Annotated in this window: 16 protein-coding genes; all 16 read right to left on the bottom strand. The window is 68.9% G+C overall.

Features of this window, described 5'->3' with window-relative positions:
• A complete protein-coding gene (locus ACPCHZ_RS11150; RefSeq protein ID WP_423485348.1) occupies positions 1–1,581 on the bottom strand; it encodes an NADH-quinone oxidoreductase subunit M in 1,581 nt (526 codons plus the stop codon).
• The gene (nuoL, locus tag ACPCHZ_RS11145; RefSeq protein WP_423484826.1) at positions 1,575–3,455 is read right to left on the bottom strand and encodes an NADH-quinone oxidoreductase subunit L; all 1,881 of its coding nucleotides are present in this window, start codon (positions 3,453–3,455) and stop codon (positions 1,575–1,577) included. Before nuoL ends, ACPCHZ_RS11150 begins: the two co-directional genes overlap by 7 nt.
• A gap of 7 nt (positions 3,456–3,462) precedes the next feature.
• Positions 3,463–3,762: an NADH-quinone oxidoreductase subunit NuoK gene (nuoK, locus tag ACPCHZ_RS11140; protein ID WP_364971735.1), complete on the bottom strand. Its 300-nt coding sequence runs from the start codon at positions 3,760–3,762 to the stop codon at positions 3,463–3,465.
• Positions 3,759–4,586 carry an NADH-quinone oxidoreductase subunit J gene (locus tag ACPCHZ_RS11135; protein WP_423485347.1) on the bottom strand — a complete coding sequence of 276 codons (828 nt, stop codon included), beginning with the start codon at positions 4,584–4,586 and terminating at the stop codon, positions 3,759–3,761. Before ACPCHZ_RS11135 ends, nuoK begins: the two co-directional genes overlap by 4 nt.
• Before the next feature lie 11 nt (positions 4,587–4,597).
• Complete coding sequence (nuoI, locus tag ACPCHZ_RS11130; RefSeq protein WP_423484825.1) at positions 4,598–5,122, bottom strand: NADH-quinone oxidoreductase subunit NuoI; 525 nt, start codon at positions 5,120–5,122, stop codon at positions 4,598–4,600.
• A complete protein-coding gene (nuoH, locus tag ACPCHZ_RS11125; protein ID WP_423484824.1) occupies positions 5,115–6,371 on the bottom strand; it encodes an NADH-quinone oxidoreductase subunit NuoH in 1,257 nt (418 codons plus the stop codon). Before nuoH ends, nuoI begins: the two co-directional genes overlap by 8 nt.
• Positions 6,371–8,761 carry an NADH-quinone oxidoreductase subunit G gene (locus tag ACPCHZ_RS11120; protein ID WP_423484823.1) on the bottom strand — a complete coding sequence of 797 codons (2,391 nt, stop codon included), beginning with the start codon at positions 8,759–8,761 and terminating at the stop codon, positions 6,371–6,373. Before ACPCHZ_RS11120 ends, nuoH begins: the two co-directional genes overlap by 1 nt.
• Positions 8,758–10,083 carry an NADH-quinone oxidoreductase subunit NuoF gene (gene nuoF, locus ACPCHZ_RS11115; RefSeq protein ID WP_423484822.1) on the bottom strand — a complete coding sequence of 442 codons (1,326 nt, stop codon included), beginning with the start codon at positions 10,081–10,083 and terminating at the stop codon, positions 8,758–8,760. The genes ACPCHZ_RS11120 and nuoF overlap by 4 nt, the downstream gene beginning before the upstream one ends.
• Positions 10,080–10,952, bottom strand: a complete 873-nt coding sequence (gene nuoE, locus ACPCHZ_RS11110; RefSeq protein WP_423484821.1) for an NADH-quinone oxidoreductase subunit NuoE — start codon at positions 10,950–10,952, stop codon at positions 10,080–10,082. Before nuoE ends, nuoF begins: the two co-directional genes overlap by 4 nt.
• Entirely contained in the window at positions 10,949–12,289 is a 1,341-nt protein-coding gene (nuoD, locus tag ACPCHZ_RS11105) for an NADH dehydrogenase (quinone) subunit D (protein WP_423484820.1), read from the bottom strand. Before nuoD ends, nuoE begins: the two co-directional genes overlap by 4 nt.
• A complete protein-coding gene (locus tag ACPCHZ_RS11100; protein ID WP_423484819.1) occupies positions 12,289–13,005 on the bottom strand; it encodes an NADH-quinone oxidoreductase subunit C in 717 nt (238 codons plus the stop codon). Before ACPCHZ_RS11100 ends, nuoD begins: the two co-directional genes overlap by 1 nt.
• Entirely contained in the window at positions 13,002–13,556 is a 555-nt protein-coding gene (locus ACPCHZ_RS11095) for a NuoB/complex I 20 kDa subunit family protein (RefSeq protein ID WP_264012237.1), read from the bottom strand. Before ACPCHZ_RS11095 ends, ACPCHZ_RS11100 begins: the two co-directional genes overlap by 4 nt.
• Entirely contained in the window at positions 13,547–13,951 is a 405-nt protein-coding gene (locus tag ACPCHZ_RS11090; RefSeq protein WP_423484818.1) for an NADH-quinone oxidoreductase subunit A, read from the bottom strand. The genes ACPCHZ_RS11095 and ACPCHZ_RS11090 overlap by 10 nt, the downstream gene beginning before the upstream one ends.
• A gap of 182 nt (positions 13,952–14,133) precedes the next feature.
• A complete protein-coding gene (locus ACPCHZ_RS11085; protein WP_264012235.1) occupies positions 14,134–14,535 on the bottom strand; it encodes a hypothetical protein in 402 nt (133 codons plus the stop codon).
• Between the two features lie 77 nt (positions 14,536–14,612).
• Positions 14,613–15,149: a YceI family protein gene (locus ACPCHZ_RS11080; RefSeq protein WP_423484817.1), complete on the bottom strand. Its 537-nt coding sequence runs from the start codon at positions 15,147–15,149 to the stop codon at positions 14,613–14,615.
• Between the two features lie 2 nt (positions 15,150–15,151).
• Positions 15,152–15,556, bottom strand: coding sequence for a nuclear transport factor 2 family protein (locus ACPCHZ_RS11075; protein ID WP_423484816.1), 405 nt, complete (start codon positions 15,554–15,556; stop codon positions 15,152–15,154).
• Positions 15,557–15,650 lie beyond the last annotated feature (94 nt).

Raw genomic sequence — 15,650 nt, 5'->3', positions numbered from 1 at the left:
TCAGCGACCCCCTTCGGCTTCGGTCGAGACGGCGACGCTCGGAGCCGGATCGCGTTGGTCGATCGTGGTCAGCGTGTGCTCGACCGCCGGGTTGATCACGTCCAGCGCGGGTTTCGGGTAGACGCCGAGCAGCAGCAGCAGTGCGATCAGAGGTGCGACGACGACGAGTTCGCGGGGCACCAGGTCGCGGATCCGGTGGGCGTCGTCGGCCAGGTCGTCGGGCACCGGACCGGTCATCATCCGCTGGTACATCCACAGGATGTAGACCGCCGACAGCACCAGCGCGGTCGCGGCGATCACCGCGAGCACCGGATATCGCGTGAACGTGCCTATCAGTACCAGGAATTCACTGATGAACGGGGCCAGGCCGGGCAGCGACAGCGTGGCCAGCCCGGACACCAGGAAGGTGCCCGCCAGCACGGGCGCCACCTTCTGCACACCGCCGTAGGCGTCGATCAGGCGGGAACCGCGCCGCGACACCAGGAATCCCGCGATGAGGAACAGCGCCGCGGTGGAGATGCCGTGGTTCACCATGTACAGCGTCGACCCCGACTGACCCTGACTGGTCATCACGAAGATGCCGAGGATGATGAAGCCGAAGTGGGAGATCGACGTGTAGGCGATCAACCGCATGACGTCGGTCTGACCGATCGCCAGGATCGCACCGTAGACGATGCCGATCACCGCCAGAGTGATCACCACGGGCCGGAACAGCGTCGACGCGTCCGGGAACAACTGCAGGCAGTAGCGCAGCATCCCGAAGGTGCCGACCTTGTCCATCACGGCCATCATCAGCACCGCACTGGCCGGCGTGGCCTGCACCGCCGCGTCGGGCAACCAGCGGTGCAACGGCCACAGGGGCGCCTTGACGGCGAACGCGAACATGAACCCGAGGAACAGCAGGTTCGCTACGGCAGGGCTGGGGGCGAATTCACCGGATGACACCGCGGCGACGATGGCGCGGAAGTCGAACGTGCCCGCGTCGAAGGCGTCGCTGCCCGCCGTCGCCACGTAGAGACCGATCACCGCGGCCAGCATGATCAGCCCGCCGAAGAGGTTGTACAGCAGGAACCGCACCGCCGCCCCGGAGCGGTTCTCGCCGCCGAAGCCGCCGATCAGGAAGTACATCGGGATCAGCATCGCCTCGAAGAACACGTAGAACAGCAGTACGTCGAGCGAGACCAGGGACATGACGACCATGCCCTCGACGGCCAGGGTCAACGCGAGGTAGGTGTGGACCGAGCGGCCCTGCACTCCTGCGTCGTTCCACCCGGCGACGACCAGCAGCGGCACCAGGATCGCGGTCAGCACCACGAGGGCCAGCGCGATGCCGTCGACGCCGAGGATGTATCCGGTGCCGAACGACGGGATCCACCGGCGTGATTCGACGAACTGATATTGCGCGCCGGCCGGATCGAAGCGGACCGCGATCACGGCGGTCAACACCAGCACGGCCACCGCGACGGCCAGCGCCACCCACTTGGCCAGCGTCCGCCGGGTAGCAGGCACCAGCATGACGGCGCCCGCGCCCAGGATCGGCACCGCCCACAGCGCGCTCAGCCACGGAAAGGCGCTCACCAGACCCGCACCGCCATGATCATGCCGATCACCAGGGCCGCGCCGGCGAGCATCGACAGCGCATACGATCGCGCGAAGCCGGTCTGCCACTGCCGCAGTGCATCCGAGGTCCTGCCGACCCCAGCGGCCAATCCGGTGGCGGCGCCGTCGACGCCCTTGTCGTCGACGTCGACCATCGCCCGGGTCACCACCTGTCCACCGCGCATGAACACCGCCTCGTTGACGGCGTCGCCGTAGAGATCACGCCGGGCCGCCACGGTGAGAGCCGATCCGGCAGGCGCTTCCGCGGGCACCGGCCGGGTGCCGTAGGCGCGCACGGCCACCGCGATACCGACGGCCACCACGCCGAGGATGATCGTGGTGACCACCCACACCGGTGCCACGTGATGGATTTCGTGGCTGCCCACGACGGGTTCCAGCCAGTGTTCGAGCGTGCCGCCGATCGCGAACAGTGCGCCGGAGCCCACCGAACCGATCGCGAGCAGGATCATCGGCCACGTCATCACCTTCGGCGCCTCGTGCGGATGGACGTGGGCCGCCCACCGCCGCTCACCGAAGAACGTCATCAGCATCACCCGGGTCATGTAGAACGCGGTGATTCCTGCGCCGAGGATCGCCGTGCCACCCAGGATGATGCCCTTGGCGCCGCCCGCACCGAGCGCGGCCTCGATGATGCCGTCCTTGGAGAAGAACCCGGCCAGCGGCGGGATCCCGATGATGGCCAGGTATCCCAGCCCGAACGTCGCGAAGGTGATGGGCAAGGCGGTGCGCAGCCCGCCGTAGCGGCGCATGTCCACCTCGTCGTCCATGGCGTGCATCACCGAACCGGCGCCCAGGAACAGCCCGGCCTTGAAGAAGCCGTGGGTGAGCAGATGCATGATCGCGAACGCGTACCCGGCGGGACCGAGTCCGGCGGCGAGCACCATGTAGCCGATCTGGCTCATCGTCGACGCGGCGAGCGCCTTCTTGATGTCGTCCTTCGCGCAGCCGATGATCGCGCCGAAGAGCAGGGTGACCGCGCCGACGATCACCACGCCGAGTTGTGCGGTGGGGGCGAGGTCGAAGATGGGTCCGGACCGCACGATCAGGTACACGCCCGCGGTGACCATGGTGGCGGCGTGGATCAGCGCCGACACCGGGGTGGGGCCCTCCATGGCGTCACCGAGCCACGACTGCAGCGGCACCTGGGCGGACTTGCCGCACGCGCCGAGCAGCAGCATCAGCCCTACGGCGGTGAGCACGCCGTCACCGAGTTCCTCGGCGCCGGCGAACACCGTCGCGAACGAGACCGAGCCGACGGTGGCGAACATGATCATCAGCGCGATCGCGAGGCCCATGTCGCCGACCCGGTTGACCACGAACGCCTTCTTGGCCGCGGCGGCCGCCGAGGGCTTGTGCGACCAGAATCCGATGAGCAGATACGACGCCAGACCGACGCCCTCCCAGCCCATGTAGAGCCCGAGGTAGTTGTCGGCGAGCACCAGCAGCAGCATGGCGGCCAGGAACAGGTTCAGGTACGCGAAGAACCGCCGCCGTTGCGGATCCTCGGCCATGTAGCCGATGGAGTAGACGTGGATCAACGAGCCGACGCCGGTGATCAGCAGCACGAAACACATCGACAGCTGATCGAGCTGCAGCCCGAAGTCGACCTGCAGGCCGGCGACGGGCACCCAGGAGTACAGCGTCTCGACCACTGCGCGGTCCTCGGCCCCCCGGCCGACCATGTCGGCGAACAACACGGCGCCGACGGCGAAGGATGCGATCGACGCCGCGCAACCCAGTAGGTGTCCCCACCGGTCGGTGCGTCGGCCGGACAGCAACAGGACCGCGGCGCCCGCCAACGGGAGGGCGATGAGCAGCCACACCGGAAGCGTCATGTCGGGCCTAGTTCTTCAGCAGACTGGCGTCGTCGACCGAGGCCGAGCGGCGGGAGCGGAAGATGGTCATGATGATCGCCAGGCCGATCACCACCTCACAGGCCGCGACCACCATGGTGAAGAACGCCACCACCTGGCCGTCGAGGTGGCCGTGCATCCGGGAGAACGCGACGAACGCGAGGTTCGCCGCGTTGAGCATCAGCTCCACGCACATGAACATGACGATGGCGTTGCGGCGCAACAGCACTCCGGATGCGCCGATCGTGAACAGCAGCGCCGACAGGTACAGGTAGTTGTCGGGGTTCATCGACGACCGTTCCTGCCGTTGGCGTGACCGTTCCGGCCGTTGCCGTCGACCGGTGCGTCGTCCATCGTGGGCACCGGGCGCCGCTGCAGGATCGCGCTGACCGACGATTCGGAGGCCGAGCCGTCCGGCAGCCGGCCCGGCATGTCGACGGCGTTGTGCCGCGCGTAGACGCCGGGGTTGGGCATCGGCGTCGCGTGCCCGCCGGTCTGGAAGCGTTCGATGGCCAGCTCGCGCTGGGTCTTTCGGTGCTCGAAGCGCTCGCGGTGGGCCAGCACCATGGCGCCCAGCGCCGCGGTGATGAGCAGCGCGCCGGTCAGTTCGAAGGCCCACAGGTAGCGGGTGAAGATGAGGGCGGCCAGCCCCTCGACGTTGCCGCCCGCGTTGGCTTCGGCCAAGGAGCCTGCGGATCGGCCCGACGAGTCGGTGCGTCCGGTGAACCCGGTGGTTGACACGCTGCCGATGCCTGCGATGAGCAGGATGCCGAAGCCGAGTCCGACCGCGATCGCCGCGACCCGTTGTCCGCGAAGCGTTTCCACCAGCGACTCGGACAGGTCGACGCCGATCAGCATCAGCACGAACAGGAACAGCATCATCACCGCGCCGGTGTAGACCACCACCTGCACGACACCGAGGAACAGCGCGTCCTGGGCGATGTAGAGCATGGCCAGCACGATCATCGTGCCTGCCAGCGACACCGCGGAGTAGACGGCTTTCGGTGCGGCCACCACCCCGACCGCGCCGATCACCGCGATCGTGCCGAGCACCCAGAACATGACGGCCTCGGTGGTGGTGGTGCGGGTGGCGCCCTCAGCGGCGAGCAGCATCACGGCATCGGTCACGTGGTGATCTCCGGGACGGGCGCGATCCGGCCGAGGTAGTAGTCGTCGTCGGTGGCGCCGGGAGCCATCTCGTGCGGCGGCGGCGTCATCCCGGGCTGCATCGGCGCCAGCAGCTTGTCCTTGCCCCAGATCAGATCGGCGCGGTTGTCGTCGGCCATCTCGTACTCGTTGGTCATCGTCAGCGCCCGGGTGGGGCACGCCTCGATGCACAGGCCGCACCCGATGCACCGCAGGTAGTTGATCTGGTACACCCGGCCGTACCGCTCACCCGGCGAGAACCGTTCGGCCTCGGTGTTGTCCGCGCCCTCCACGTAGATGGCGTCGGCGGGGCAGGCCCATGCGCACAGCTCGCAGCCGATGCACTTCTCGAGGCCGTCGGTGTACCGGTTGAGCTGGTGGCGGCCGTGGTACCGCGGGGCGACCGGACCGGGCTTCTCCGGATACTCCTCGGTGATCGGCTTCTTGAACATCGTGGTGAAGGTGACCGCGAATCCGGCGACGGCGTCCCAGAGCTTAGGCATCGGTCTTCTCCTTGGGTGTGGACTGGACCGTCGCTGCGGCACGCTCGTGGGGCAACGGCGGCACCGGGAACGAATCCGGGCCCGCGACCGGGTCGGCGACGGATCGTTCGGTGCCGGGCCGCTGCGCCCGCCACAGCGCCCTGGCGAGCAGCAGGGTGGCGATCGTGCCGCCGATGAGCAGGGCCGTCGCCCACGCTCCTTCGCCGTGCACCCGCAGGCTGTGAGCCGTGGCCACCACCATGATCCAGGCCAGCGACACCGGGATGAGCACCTTCCAGCCGATGGCCATGAACTGGTCGTAGCGCAGTCGCGGCAGCGTGCCTCGCAGCCAGATGTAGAGGAACAGGAAGGCCCACACCTTGGCGGTGAACCAGAGCAGCGGCCACCAGCCGGTGTTGGCGCCGTCCCAGATGCTGATCGGCCACGGGGCGTGCCAGCCGCCGAGGAACATCGTGGTGGCCAGCGCGGAGACCGTCGTCATGTTGACGTACTCGGCGAGCATGAACATGGCGAACTTCAGCGACGAGTACTCGGTGTGGAACCCGCCGACCAGTTCGCCCTCGGCCTCGGGCAGGTCGAACGGCGCCCGGTTCGTCTCGCCGACCATCGAGGTGACATAGACGAGAAACGAAGGCAGCAGCAGGAACACGAACCAGGTGCGGTTTTGGGCGGCGACGATGCCGGAGGTGGACATGGTGCCCGCGTAGAGGAACACCGCCGCGAACGACAGCGCCATCGCGATCTCGTAGGACACCACCTGGGCGCTCGATCGCAGTCCGCCCAGAAGCGGGTAGGTGGACCCGGATGCCCAGCCGGCCAGCACGATCCCGTACACGCCGATCGAGGTGACGGCGAGGATGTAGAGCACCGCGACGGCCAGGTCGGTCAGTTGCAGGGCGGTGCGGTGGCCGAACACCGACACCGCTCCGCCCATCGGGATCACGGCGAAGGCGAGGAATGCGGGCACCGTCGCGATCACCGGGGCGAGCAGGTAGATGGGCTTGTCCACCCCGGCCGGGGTGAGGCCCTCCTTGAGCGCCAGCTTGATGCCGTCGGCGAGCGACTGCAGCAGGCCCTTCGGTCCGACCCGGTTGGGCCCGAAGCGCATCTGCATGCGGCCGAGCACCTTGCGTTCGATGAGGATCGCCGCCAGGACCGTCAGCAGGAGGAAGACGAAGACGCCGACCGCCTTGGCGAGGATCAGCCACCACGGGTCGTGGCCGAACAGGGTCGGGTCGGGGTGGATCATCAGGTGGCCCGGCCGATCGTCACCACGGCACCGGCGCCGACTCCGAGGCGCTGATGCATTGCGGCGCCGGGGGAGTTCGCCGGCAGCCACACCACCCGGTCGTCCATGTCGGTGACGGCCAGCGGCAGCACGACGTCGCCGCGGTCGGTGCCCACGAGCACCGGATCGCCCTCGGCGCAGCCGATCTCGGCGGCGGTCGCGGCCGACATCCGGACCACTGCTGGGCGTGCGGTGCCGGCCAGGTGCGGTTCCCCGTCCTGCAGACGGCCCGCGTCGAGCAGCATGCGCCAGCTGGCCAGCACCGCCTGCCCCGCTTCCGGCGCGGGGGAGGGCAGCGCTGTCGCGTCCGGTCCGGCCGGCCGCGCGCCGGCCCACAGGCCGAGTTGCGCCATCTCTTCCGCGGCGGCCTCCGCCGTGGGCAGTCCGAGGTCCACACCCATCTCGTCGGCGAGGATGTGCAGCACCCTGCGGTCGGCGTTCGCGTTGGTCGGCAGCGCGGCGGGGAACGGACGTTGCCGCCCTTCCCAGTTGACGAACGACCCCGACTTCTCCACGACCGGGGCCACGGGGAAGACCACGTCGGCGATCGCGGTGACCGCGCTCTCGCGCAGTTCGAGACTCACCACGAACGGTGCGGCGCGCAGAGCCGCCATGGCGGCGTCCGGGTCGGGCAGGTCGGCCACCTCGACGCCGCCGACGAGGACGGCGCCCAGATCGCCGGCGCCCGCCGCATCGAGGATCGCCGCGGTGTCGCGTCCGGTCGCGGCGGGCAGTGCCGAGACGTTCCATGCCGCCGCCGTCTGTGCCCGCGCCTGCGGGTCGTCGACCGGACGCCCGCCGGGGAGCAGGTTGGGCAGCGCGCCCGCCTCGACGGCGCCGCGTTCGCCGGCCCGCCGCGGAATCCACGCCAGCCGCGCCCCGGTGGCCGAGGCCAGCCTGGTCGCCGCGGACAGCGCCCCGGGCGCCGTCGCCAGGCGCTCGCCGACCAGGATCAGCGCTCCGGGCATCCGCAGCAGCGGTTCGTCGGTCAACCCGTCGAGGGCGGCGGCCTCGGCACCCGGGACGGTCCGGATCAGCCGGCCGGACATCTTGGTGAGCGCGCGTGTCGCGTACGGGGCGATCGAGAGGACCTGCAGACCGTGCTTGCGAGCCGCCTTGCGCAGCCGCAGGTAGACGATCGGCGACTCCTCCTCGGGCTCGAGGCCGGCGAGCAGGACGGCGGGCGCGTTCTCGACGTCTGCATACCGCACGGTGCGCGGCGCCCCGGCCACGTGGGCGGCCAGGAAGCGGGCTTCCTCGTCGCTGTGCGGCCGGGCGCGGAAGTCGATGTCGTTGGTGTCGAGCACCATCCGCGCGAACTTCGTGTAGGCGTAGGCGTCCTCGGCGGTGACGCGGCCGCCGACGAGCACGCCCGTCGCGCCGGTCGCCCGGCCCAACCCGGCCCCGGCCACACCCAGCGCCTCGGACCATGACGCAGGCCGCAGCGTGCCATCGGGGTCGCGGAGCAGCGGTGTGGTGATGCGGTCGCCGAGGCCGGTGTAGGTGAAGGCCCACCTGCCCTTGTCGCAGTTCCACTCCTCGTTGACCTCGGGATCGTCACCGGCCAACCGGCGCAACACCTTTCCGCGCCGGTGGTCGGTGCGCTGCGCACAACCGGAGGCACAGTGCTCACATACGCTCGGCGTGGACACCAGGTCGAACGGACGTGCCCGGAACCGGTATGCGGTGCCGGTGAGCGCGCCGACCGGACAGATCTGCACGGTGTTGCCCGAGAAGTAGGAGGCGAACGGTTCGCCGGGAGCGATGCCGACCTGTTGCAGCGCACCGCGTTCCAGCAGGTCGATGAACGGGTCGCCGGCGATCTGCTCGGAGAACCGGGTGCAACGGGCGCACAGCACGCAGCGCTCCCGGTCCAGCAGCACCTGGGCGGAGATGTTGATGGGTTTGGGGAAGGTGCGTTTGACGTCGGTGAACCGCGTCTCGGCGCGGCCGTTGGACATCGCCTGGTTCTGCAGCGGGCATTCGCCACCCTTGTCGCAGACCGGGCAGTCCAGCGGGTGGTTGATCAGCAGCAGTTCCATCACCCCGCGCTGCGCCTTGTCGGCGACCTCGGAACTGAACTGCGTGCTCACCACCATGTCCGGACTCACCGTGGTGGTGCACGACGCCATCGGCTTGCGCTGGCCCTCCACCTCGACCAGGCACTGCCGGCAGGCGCCGACGGGATCGAGCAGTGGGTGGTCGCAGAATCGCGGGATCTGGATGCCCATCAGCTCGGCCGCCCGGATCACCAGCGTGCCCTTGGGCACGCTCACCTCGGCGCCGTCGATCGTCAGCGTGACCATCTCGACCGGCGGCACCTCGGTGCCGGGTTCGGCGGTCTGCGTCATACTCCCACCCCCTCGGCGGCCAGCAGTGTGGAGGCGTGCGGATCGAACGGGCACCCAGGTGAGGCCGGGTCGAGGTGCGCCAGGTACTCGTCGCGGAAGTACTTGATGGACGAGATGATCGGACTGGCCGCGCCGTCCCCCAACGCGCAGAACGACTTCCCGAGGATGGCGTCGGAGATGTCGAGCAGCTTGTCGACGTCCTCGGCACCCGCCTGCCCGCTCTCCAGCCGGGCGTAGATCTGGGTCAGCCAGTAGGTGCCCTCGCGGCACGGCGTACATTTGCCGCAGGATTCGTGGGCGTAGAACTCCGTCCAGCGCCGCACCGCGCGCACCACGCAGGTGGTCTCGTCGAAGATCTGCAGCGCCTTGGTGCCGAGCATCGAACCGGCCTTCGCCACACCCTCGTAATCCAATGGCACGTCGAGGTGTTCGTCGGTGAGCAGCGGCGTCGACGACCCGCCGGGAGTCCAGAACTTGAGCGTGTGCCCCGCCCGCACACCGCCCGCATAGTCGAGCAGTTCACGCAGGGTGATGCCCAGCGGGGCCTCGTACTGTCCGGGCCTGGTCACGTGGCCGGACAGCGAGTACAGCGTGAAGCCCGGGGACTTCTCCGAACCCATCGAGCGGAACCAGTCGATGCCGTTGAGCAGGATCGGCGGGACGCTGGCGATCGACTCGACGTTGTTGACCACCGTGGGGCAGGCATACAGGCCGGCCACCGCGGGGAACGGCGGGCGCAACCGGGGCTGGCCGCGGCGGCCTTCCAGCGAGTCCAGCAGCGCGGTCTCCTCGCCGCAGATGTAGGCGCCCGCGCCGGCGTGCACGATCAGTTCGAGGTCGTAGCCGGAGCCGCCGATGTCGCTGCCGAGGTATCCGGCGGCGTAGGCCTCGGCGACGGCGGCCTGTAGGCGGCGCAGCACCGGCACCACCTCGCCGCGTACGTAGATGAACGCGTGGTGGGCACGGATGGCGTAGGCGGCGATGATCGCCCCCTCGACCAGGAAGTGCGGCGTGGTCATCATCAGCGGGATGTCTTTGCACGTGCCGGGTTCCGACTCGTCGGCGTTGATCACCAGGTAGTGCGGTTTGGCGCCGGCGCCGGTGTCGTCCTGCGGGATGAACGACCACTTGGTGCCGGTCGGGAAGCCTGCTCCGCCGCGCCCGCGCAGCCCGGAGTCCTTCACCAGCGCGATCACGTCGTCGGGCGCCATGCTCAGCGCGCGGTCCAGCGCGCGGTATCCGTCGTGGCGGCGGTAGGTCTCCATCGACCACGGCTGCGGCTCGTCCCAGAACCGGCTCAGCACCGGCGTCAGCCCGGTCATGCGTCGGACTCCGTTGCGCGGGGCGTGGTTTCGGCGGTACCGGATTCGGCGGGCACGGTGGCCGACGGCGCGGGTGCTGGTTCGTCGCGGGTGGTCTCGACGGAGTCCGGCGCGGCGGATCCGGCGGCGCCGGTGGGTGGCCGGCCCTCGGCGGCGGTCGGCGCGGGCGCCGTCATGGCGTGCTCGTGCGCGACGTGCAGACCGGCGAGGGTGGCGGCGCCTGCCGCTCCCGCGGCGGCCCGCGGTTCCCCGAGTCCGGCGAGCGTGCGGGCGGTTTCGCGGAATGTGCACAGCGGCGCGCCACGCGTCGGCTCGGGCGGTGTGCCCGACCGCAACCCGTCCACCATGTCGCGTGCCGACGACGGGGTCTGGTTGTCGAAGAACTCCCAGTTGACCATCACCACTGGCGCGTAGTCGCAGGCCGCGTTGCACTCGATGTGCTCCAGGGTGACGCGACCGTCCCCGGTGGTCTCACCGGCGTGGATGTCCAGATGATCCTGCAGCGCCTCCAGGATCGCGTCGCCGCCCATGATCGCGCAGAGGGTGTTGGTGCAGACGCCGACGAGGAAGTCGCCGGTGGGATTGCGCCGGTACATCGAGTAGAACGTGGCGACGGCGGTGACCTCGGCGGCGGTCAGGCCGATGTGCGCCGCGCAGAACGCGATGCCGGCAGGGGTCAGGTAGCCGTCCTCGGCCTGCACCAGGTGCAGCAGCGGCAGCAGCGCCGAGCGGGACTGCGGATACTTCGCGACGATCGCGGTCGCGTCCGCGGTCAGCCTCTCCGCCACGTCGGGCGGGTAGGACGAGGCTCCGTGGATGGGCGGACCCGCTTCGTCGGGACGTTGACCGAGTTCCAGGAAGACCGTCATCTGTCCACACCGCCCATCACCGGATCGATCGAGGCGACGGCCGAGATCGCGTCGGCCACCATGCCGCCCTCGCACATCGCCGCCACCGCTTGCAGGTTCGTGAACGACGGATCGCGGTAGTGCACCCGGTAGGGCCGTGTTCCGCCGTCGGACACCATGTGCACCCCGAGCTCGCCCCGCGGTGACTCCACCGCCGAGTACACCTGGCCTGCCGGTACCCGGATGCCTTCGGTGACGAGCTTGAAGTGGTGGATCAGCCCTTCCATCGAGTGGCCCATGATCTTCGCGATGTGCTCGGGCGAGTTGCCCAGCCCGTCGGGCCCGAGCTTCAGGTCGGCGGGCCAGGCCAGCTTCTTGTCGGTGATCATCACCGGACCCGGCCGCAGCTTGTCCAGGCACTGTTCGGCGATCTTGATCGACTCGCGCATCTCCTTGACCCGGATCAGGTAGCGGCCGTACGCGTCGCAGCCGTCGTCGGTGATCACGTCGAATTCGTAGTTCTCGTAACCGCAGTACGGTTGGGCCCTGCGCAGGTCGTGCGGCAGCCCGGTGGACCGCAGTACCGGCCCGGTGATGCCCAGCGCCATGCAGCCGGCCAGGTCGAGGTAGCCGATGCCCTGTGTGCGGGCCTTCCAGATGTAGTTCTCGTTGAGCAGGTCCTCGAGATCCCGCAGCCGTCCGGGCAGCAGGTCGAGCAGATCCCGGATCCTGGGCACGGCGTCGTCGGGCAGGTCGGCCGCCAGCCCGCCCGGCCGGATGTAGGCGTGGTTCATCCGCAGCCCGGTGATCAGCTCGAACACCGAGAGGATCTGTTCGCGCTCCCGGAAGCCGTAGAACATGGCGCTCATCGCACCAAGTTCCATGCCGCCCGTGGCCAGCGCCACCAGGTGCGACGAGATGCGGTTGAGCTCCATCAGCATCACGCGGATCACGCTGGCGCGCTCGGGCACCGCATCGGTGACGTCGAGCAGCTTCTCGACACCCAGGCAGTACGCGGTCTCGTTGAAGAACGGTGACAGGTAATCCATCCGGGTGACGAACGTGACGCCCTGTGTCCAGTTGCGGTACTCGAGGTTCTTCTCGATCCCGGTGTGCAGATAGCCGATGCCGCACCGCGCCGAGATGATCGTCTCGCCCTCGATCTCGAGGATGAGTCGCAGCACGCCGTGGGTGGACGGATGCTGTGGGCCCATGTTCACCACGATGCGCTCGCCCGACTGCGCCTTCGCCGCGGCGGCCACCACCTGGTCCCAGTCCTCGCCGCCGACGACGACGACGGTGTCGGTGCCTGCCGCGGAACCACCGCCGTCGGTGGGCGGGTTCGGGGTCGTGGGCATCAGTGGTAGGCCCTCCGCTCGTCGGGCGGGGGGATCTCGGCGCCGTGGTACTCCACGGGAATACCGCCCAACGGATAGTCCTTGCGCTGCGGATGTCCCACCCAGTCGTCGGGCATCTCGATACGAGTCAGCGAGGGGTGGCCGTCGAAGACGATGCCGAAGAAGTCGTACGTCTCGCGTTCGTGCCAGTCGGTCGTCGGGTATGTGCCGAAAAGCGAAGGGATGTGGGCATCGGCGTCGGGGGCGGCCACCTCCAGCCGGATGCGCCGATTGTGGGTGATCGACATCAGCGGATACACCGCGTGCAGTTCGCGCCCGGCGTCATCGGGGTAGTGCACGCCGCTGACCCCGAGGCACAACTCGAAACGCAGTGCGGCATCGTCACGCAACGCACGCGCCACCGCAGGCAGATGCTCGCGCCGCACCTCGAGCGTCAGCTCGTCGCGATACACCACCACCCGCTCGACCGCCTCGGCGTACGCGTCCTCACCGAGGACGGCGGTGAGGGTGTCGACGACGTCGTCGAAGTAGCCGCCGTAGGGGCGGGGGCTGCCACCGGGAAGGGCCACCGGGCGCACCAGCCGTCCGTAGCCCGATGTGTCGCCGGTGCCCTTGGCGCCGAACATGCCTCGGCGCACGCCGATCACCTCCGGCGTGGCGGCGCCGTCACCATTGGCGGCACCGTTGCCGTGCCCGTTGCCATTGGCGTCGCTCACCGCAGCAACCCCTTGAGCTCGATGGTCGGAGTCACCGCCAGGGCGGCCTCTTCGGCCGCACGGATCGCCTCTTCGCGGTTGACGCCGAGCGGCATCTGCTGAATTTTGTCGTGCAACTTGAGGATTGCGTGCAGCAGCATCTCCGGACGCGGTGGGCAGCCGGGCAGGTAGATGTCCACAGGCACCACGTGGTCGACGCCCTGGACCACCGCGTAGTTGTTGAACATCCCGCCGGACGAGGCGCACACCCCCATGGCCAGCACCCACTTGGGTTCGGCCATCTGGTCGTAGATCTGCCGCAGCACCGGCGCCATCTTCTGGCTGACCCGGCCCGCGACGATCATCAGGTCGGCCTGTCGCGGCGTCGCCGAGAACCGTTCCATCCCGAAGCGGGAGATGTCGAACCGCGGGCCGGCGGTCGACATCATCTCGATGGCGCAGCACGCCAGGCCGAACGTGGCGGGCCACAGCGAGCCCTTGCGGACGTAGCCGGCGACCTTCTCGACGGTGGACAGCAGGATCCCGCCCGGCAGCCGTTCTTCTAGTCCCAATTCAGGCCTCCCCGCCGCCATACGTAGGCATAGGCCACGAAGACGGTGAGCATGAACAGCAGCATCTCGACCAGCGCGAACAATCCCAGACTGTCGAAGGCCACCGCCCACGGGTAGAGGAACACGATCTCGATGTCGAAGACGATGAACAACATCGCGGTCAGGTAGTACCTGATCGGGATCCGCTGGACGGTCGCCGACCGCGACCCGCCTTTGTGCAGGCCGACGTCCCGGGGCTCGAACGGCGGCGCCAGCGGTTCGATGCCGCACTCATAGGCCTCGAGCTTGGCCCGGTTGTACCTGCTCGGGCCGATGACCATGGAGATCACCACCGATACCACCGCGAAGGCGGCCGCGATCGCACCCAAGACCAGGATCGGTGTGTACAAATCCATACCGCGCAAGCGCTCCCTCGTGGCTGTCGATGTGAGCTAACCCACAGCCTAGCCATGTTTGCGATCCGCGCCACACGTTTTGGTTAGTATCGGTATCCAATGGGTGGGCGCGCCGCAGCGCTCATGTCTCCGCGCTCAAGGGCCAAGAGCGCCAATTCTTTTGATGTCCGGTCGGTGGCGGTTCACTGCACCGGTGTGCGCAACAGCGAGACCACCGCGTCACCGAGCCGGATCGGGTCGATGGGATGGGGGACCGCGGCCTCGGCCCGCGACCAGTTGGCCAGCCAGGCGTCGTCCGGACGCCCGGTGAGCACCAGGACGGGCGGACAGTCGTCGATCTCGTCCTTGAGCTGCTTGGCGATGCCCAGGCCGCCGGTCGGACTGGCCTCGCCGTCGAGGATCACCAGGTCGAACCCGCCGGCGTCCATGTGCTTGATCACCATGGGCCCGGTCGCGACGTCGACGTAGGACAGTTCGGGCAGTTCCGGGTGGATCCGCCGGCCCAGCGCCAGCTGCACGGCCTCACGGGTGCGCGGATTGTCGCTGTACACCAGGATCCGCAGCGGGCGGGACGGCTCAGCCATGCGCGAGATGCTACCGATTCTGCCGACGCCGGCAGTGGGGTCGGCGAATCAGAAAGCGTTGCCGCGTGTTTGGGCCGTCACGCGGTGGCTCGGCGGAACACCAGATCAGCTGACACGCCGGACTTGGGTCCCATCATCCCGATCAGGTTGCCGTCGACCCCGAACTCCGTGCGGTCGATGGTGGTCTCACCGGAGATCCGGATCGCGCCGTCGTCGAGCACCCGCACGACGGCAGGCAGCTCGATCGGCCGGGTGACCCCCTTGATGCGCAGTTCGGCGCGCAGTTCGGCACGGTCGGTGTCGCGTGGTTCGGCGGCCGTCACGACCACGCTGATCTCGGGGTGGGCCTCGACGTCGAAGAACTCGTCGGACCGCAGGTGCGTGTCGCGTTTACCGATACCGGTGCTCAGTGAGGCCGCGCGCACGTCGACCCTGCCGAACACCGCGCCCGATTCGGTGATCTGCCCGTCGCCGCTGAAGTCGCTGAACGATCCCTTCACCTTCGCGGCGCCCCAGAACGTCCGATTGCTGAAACCGATCCGGGACCGGTCCGGCTCCAGGGTCCACACGCCCACCGCCTGCCGGCTGGCGAGCAGTTCTGCCAGGCTGGCCATGATCACCTCCGTGGTTGCTGATCGAGCAGCGGCGCCATCTCGGCCGGATCGAAGTACTCGTCGATCCGGGTGATCAGCCCGCCGTCGTTCACTTTGATCACGATGCAGACGCGCATCGCGATGGTGGCGCCGTCCGTTCCGGCGGCGTGGAGCAGGTGCTGCTGGACGAAGCCGCCGTCGAACAGTGTGCGGTCGAGAATCTCATAGCGGCGTTCCGTGGTCCGGCTGATGAACCATCCGATCACCCGCAGCGCGCGCGCCCGGTCGTTGTCCTGCCGGTCGCCGGCGTGCCAGACCAGCACGTCGCCGGCCCAGAGTCGTTCGACGGCGGCGGCGTCCCCGGCTTCGATCGCCGTGAAGAGCCGGTCGGCCACGTCGGCGGCAGCCCGCAGCGGCGCCGGTGCCATGGCGACCTCCTCGTCGTGGGGACTTGACCTCAATGATTCTTGAGGTTTCACACTGCAGTCACAAGCAGGATTCCGCATCAGAGGAGGCCAGGCA

Origin of the sequence: Mycobacterium sp. NPDC050041, assembly GCF_049541695.1 — a bacterium.
GTDB lineage: Bacteria > Actinomycetota > Actinomycetes > Mycobacteriales > Mycobacteriaceae > Mycobacterium.
Note: the sequence above shows the minus strand (reverse complement) of the source record. Positions and strands in the feature narration are given on the sequence as shown.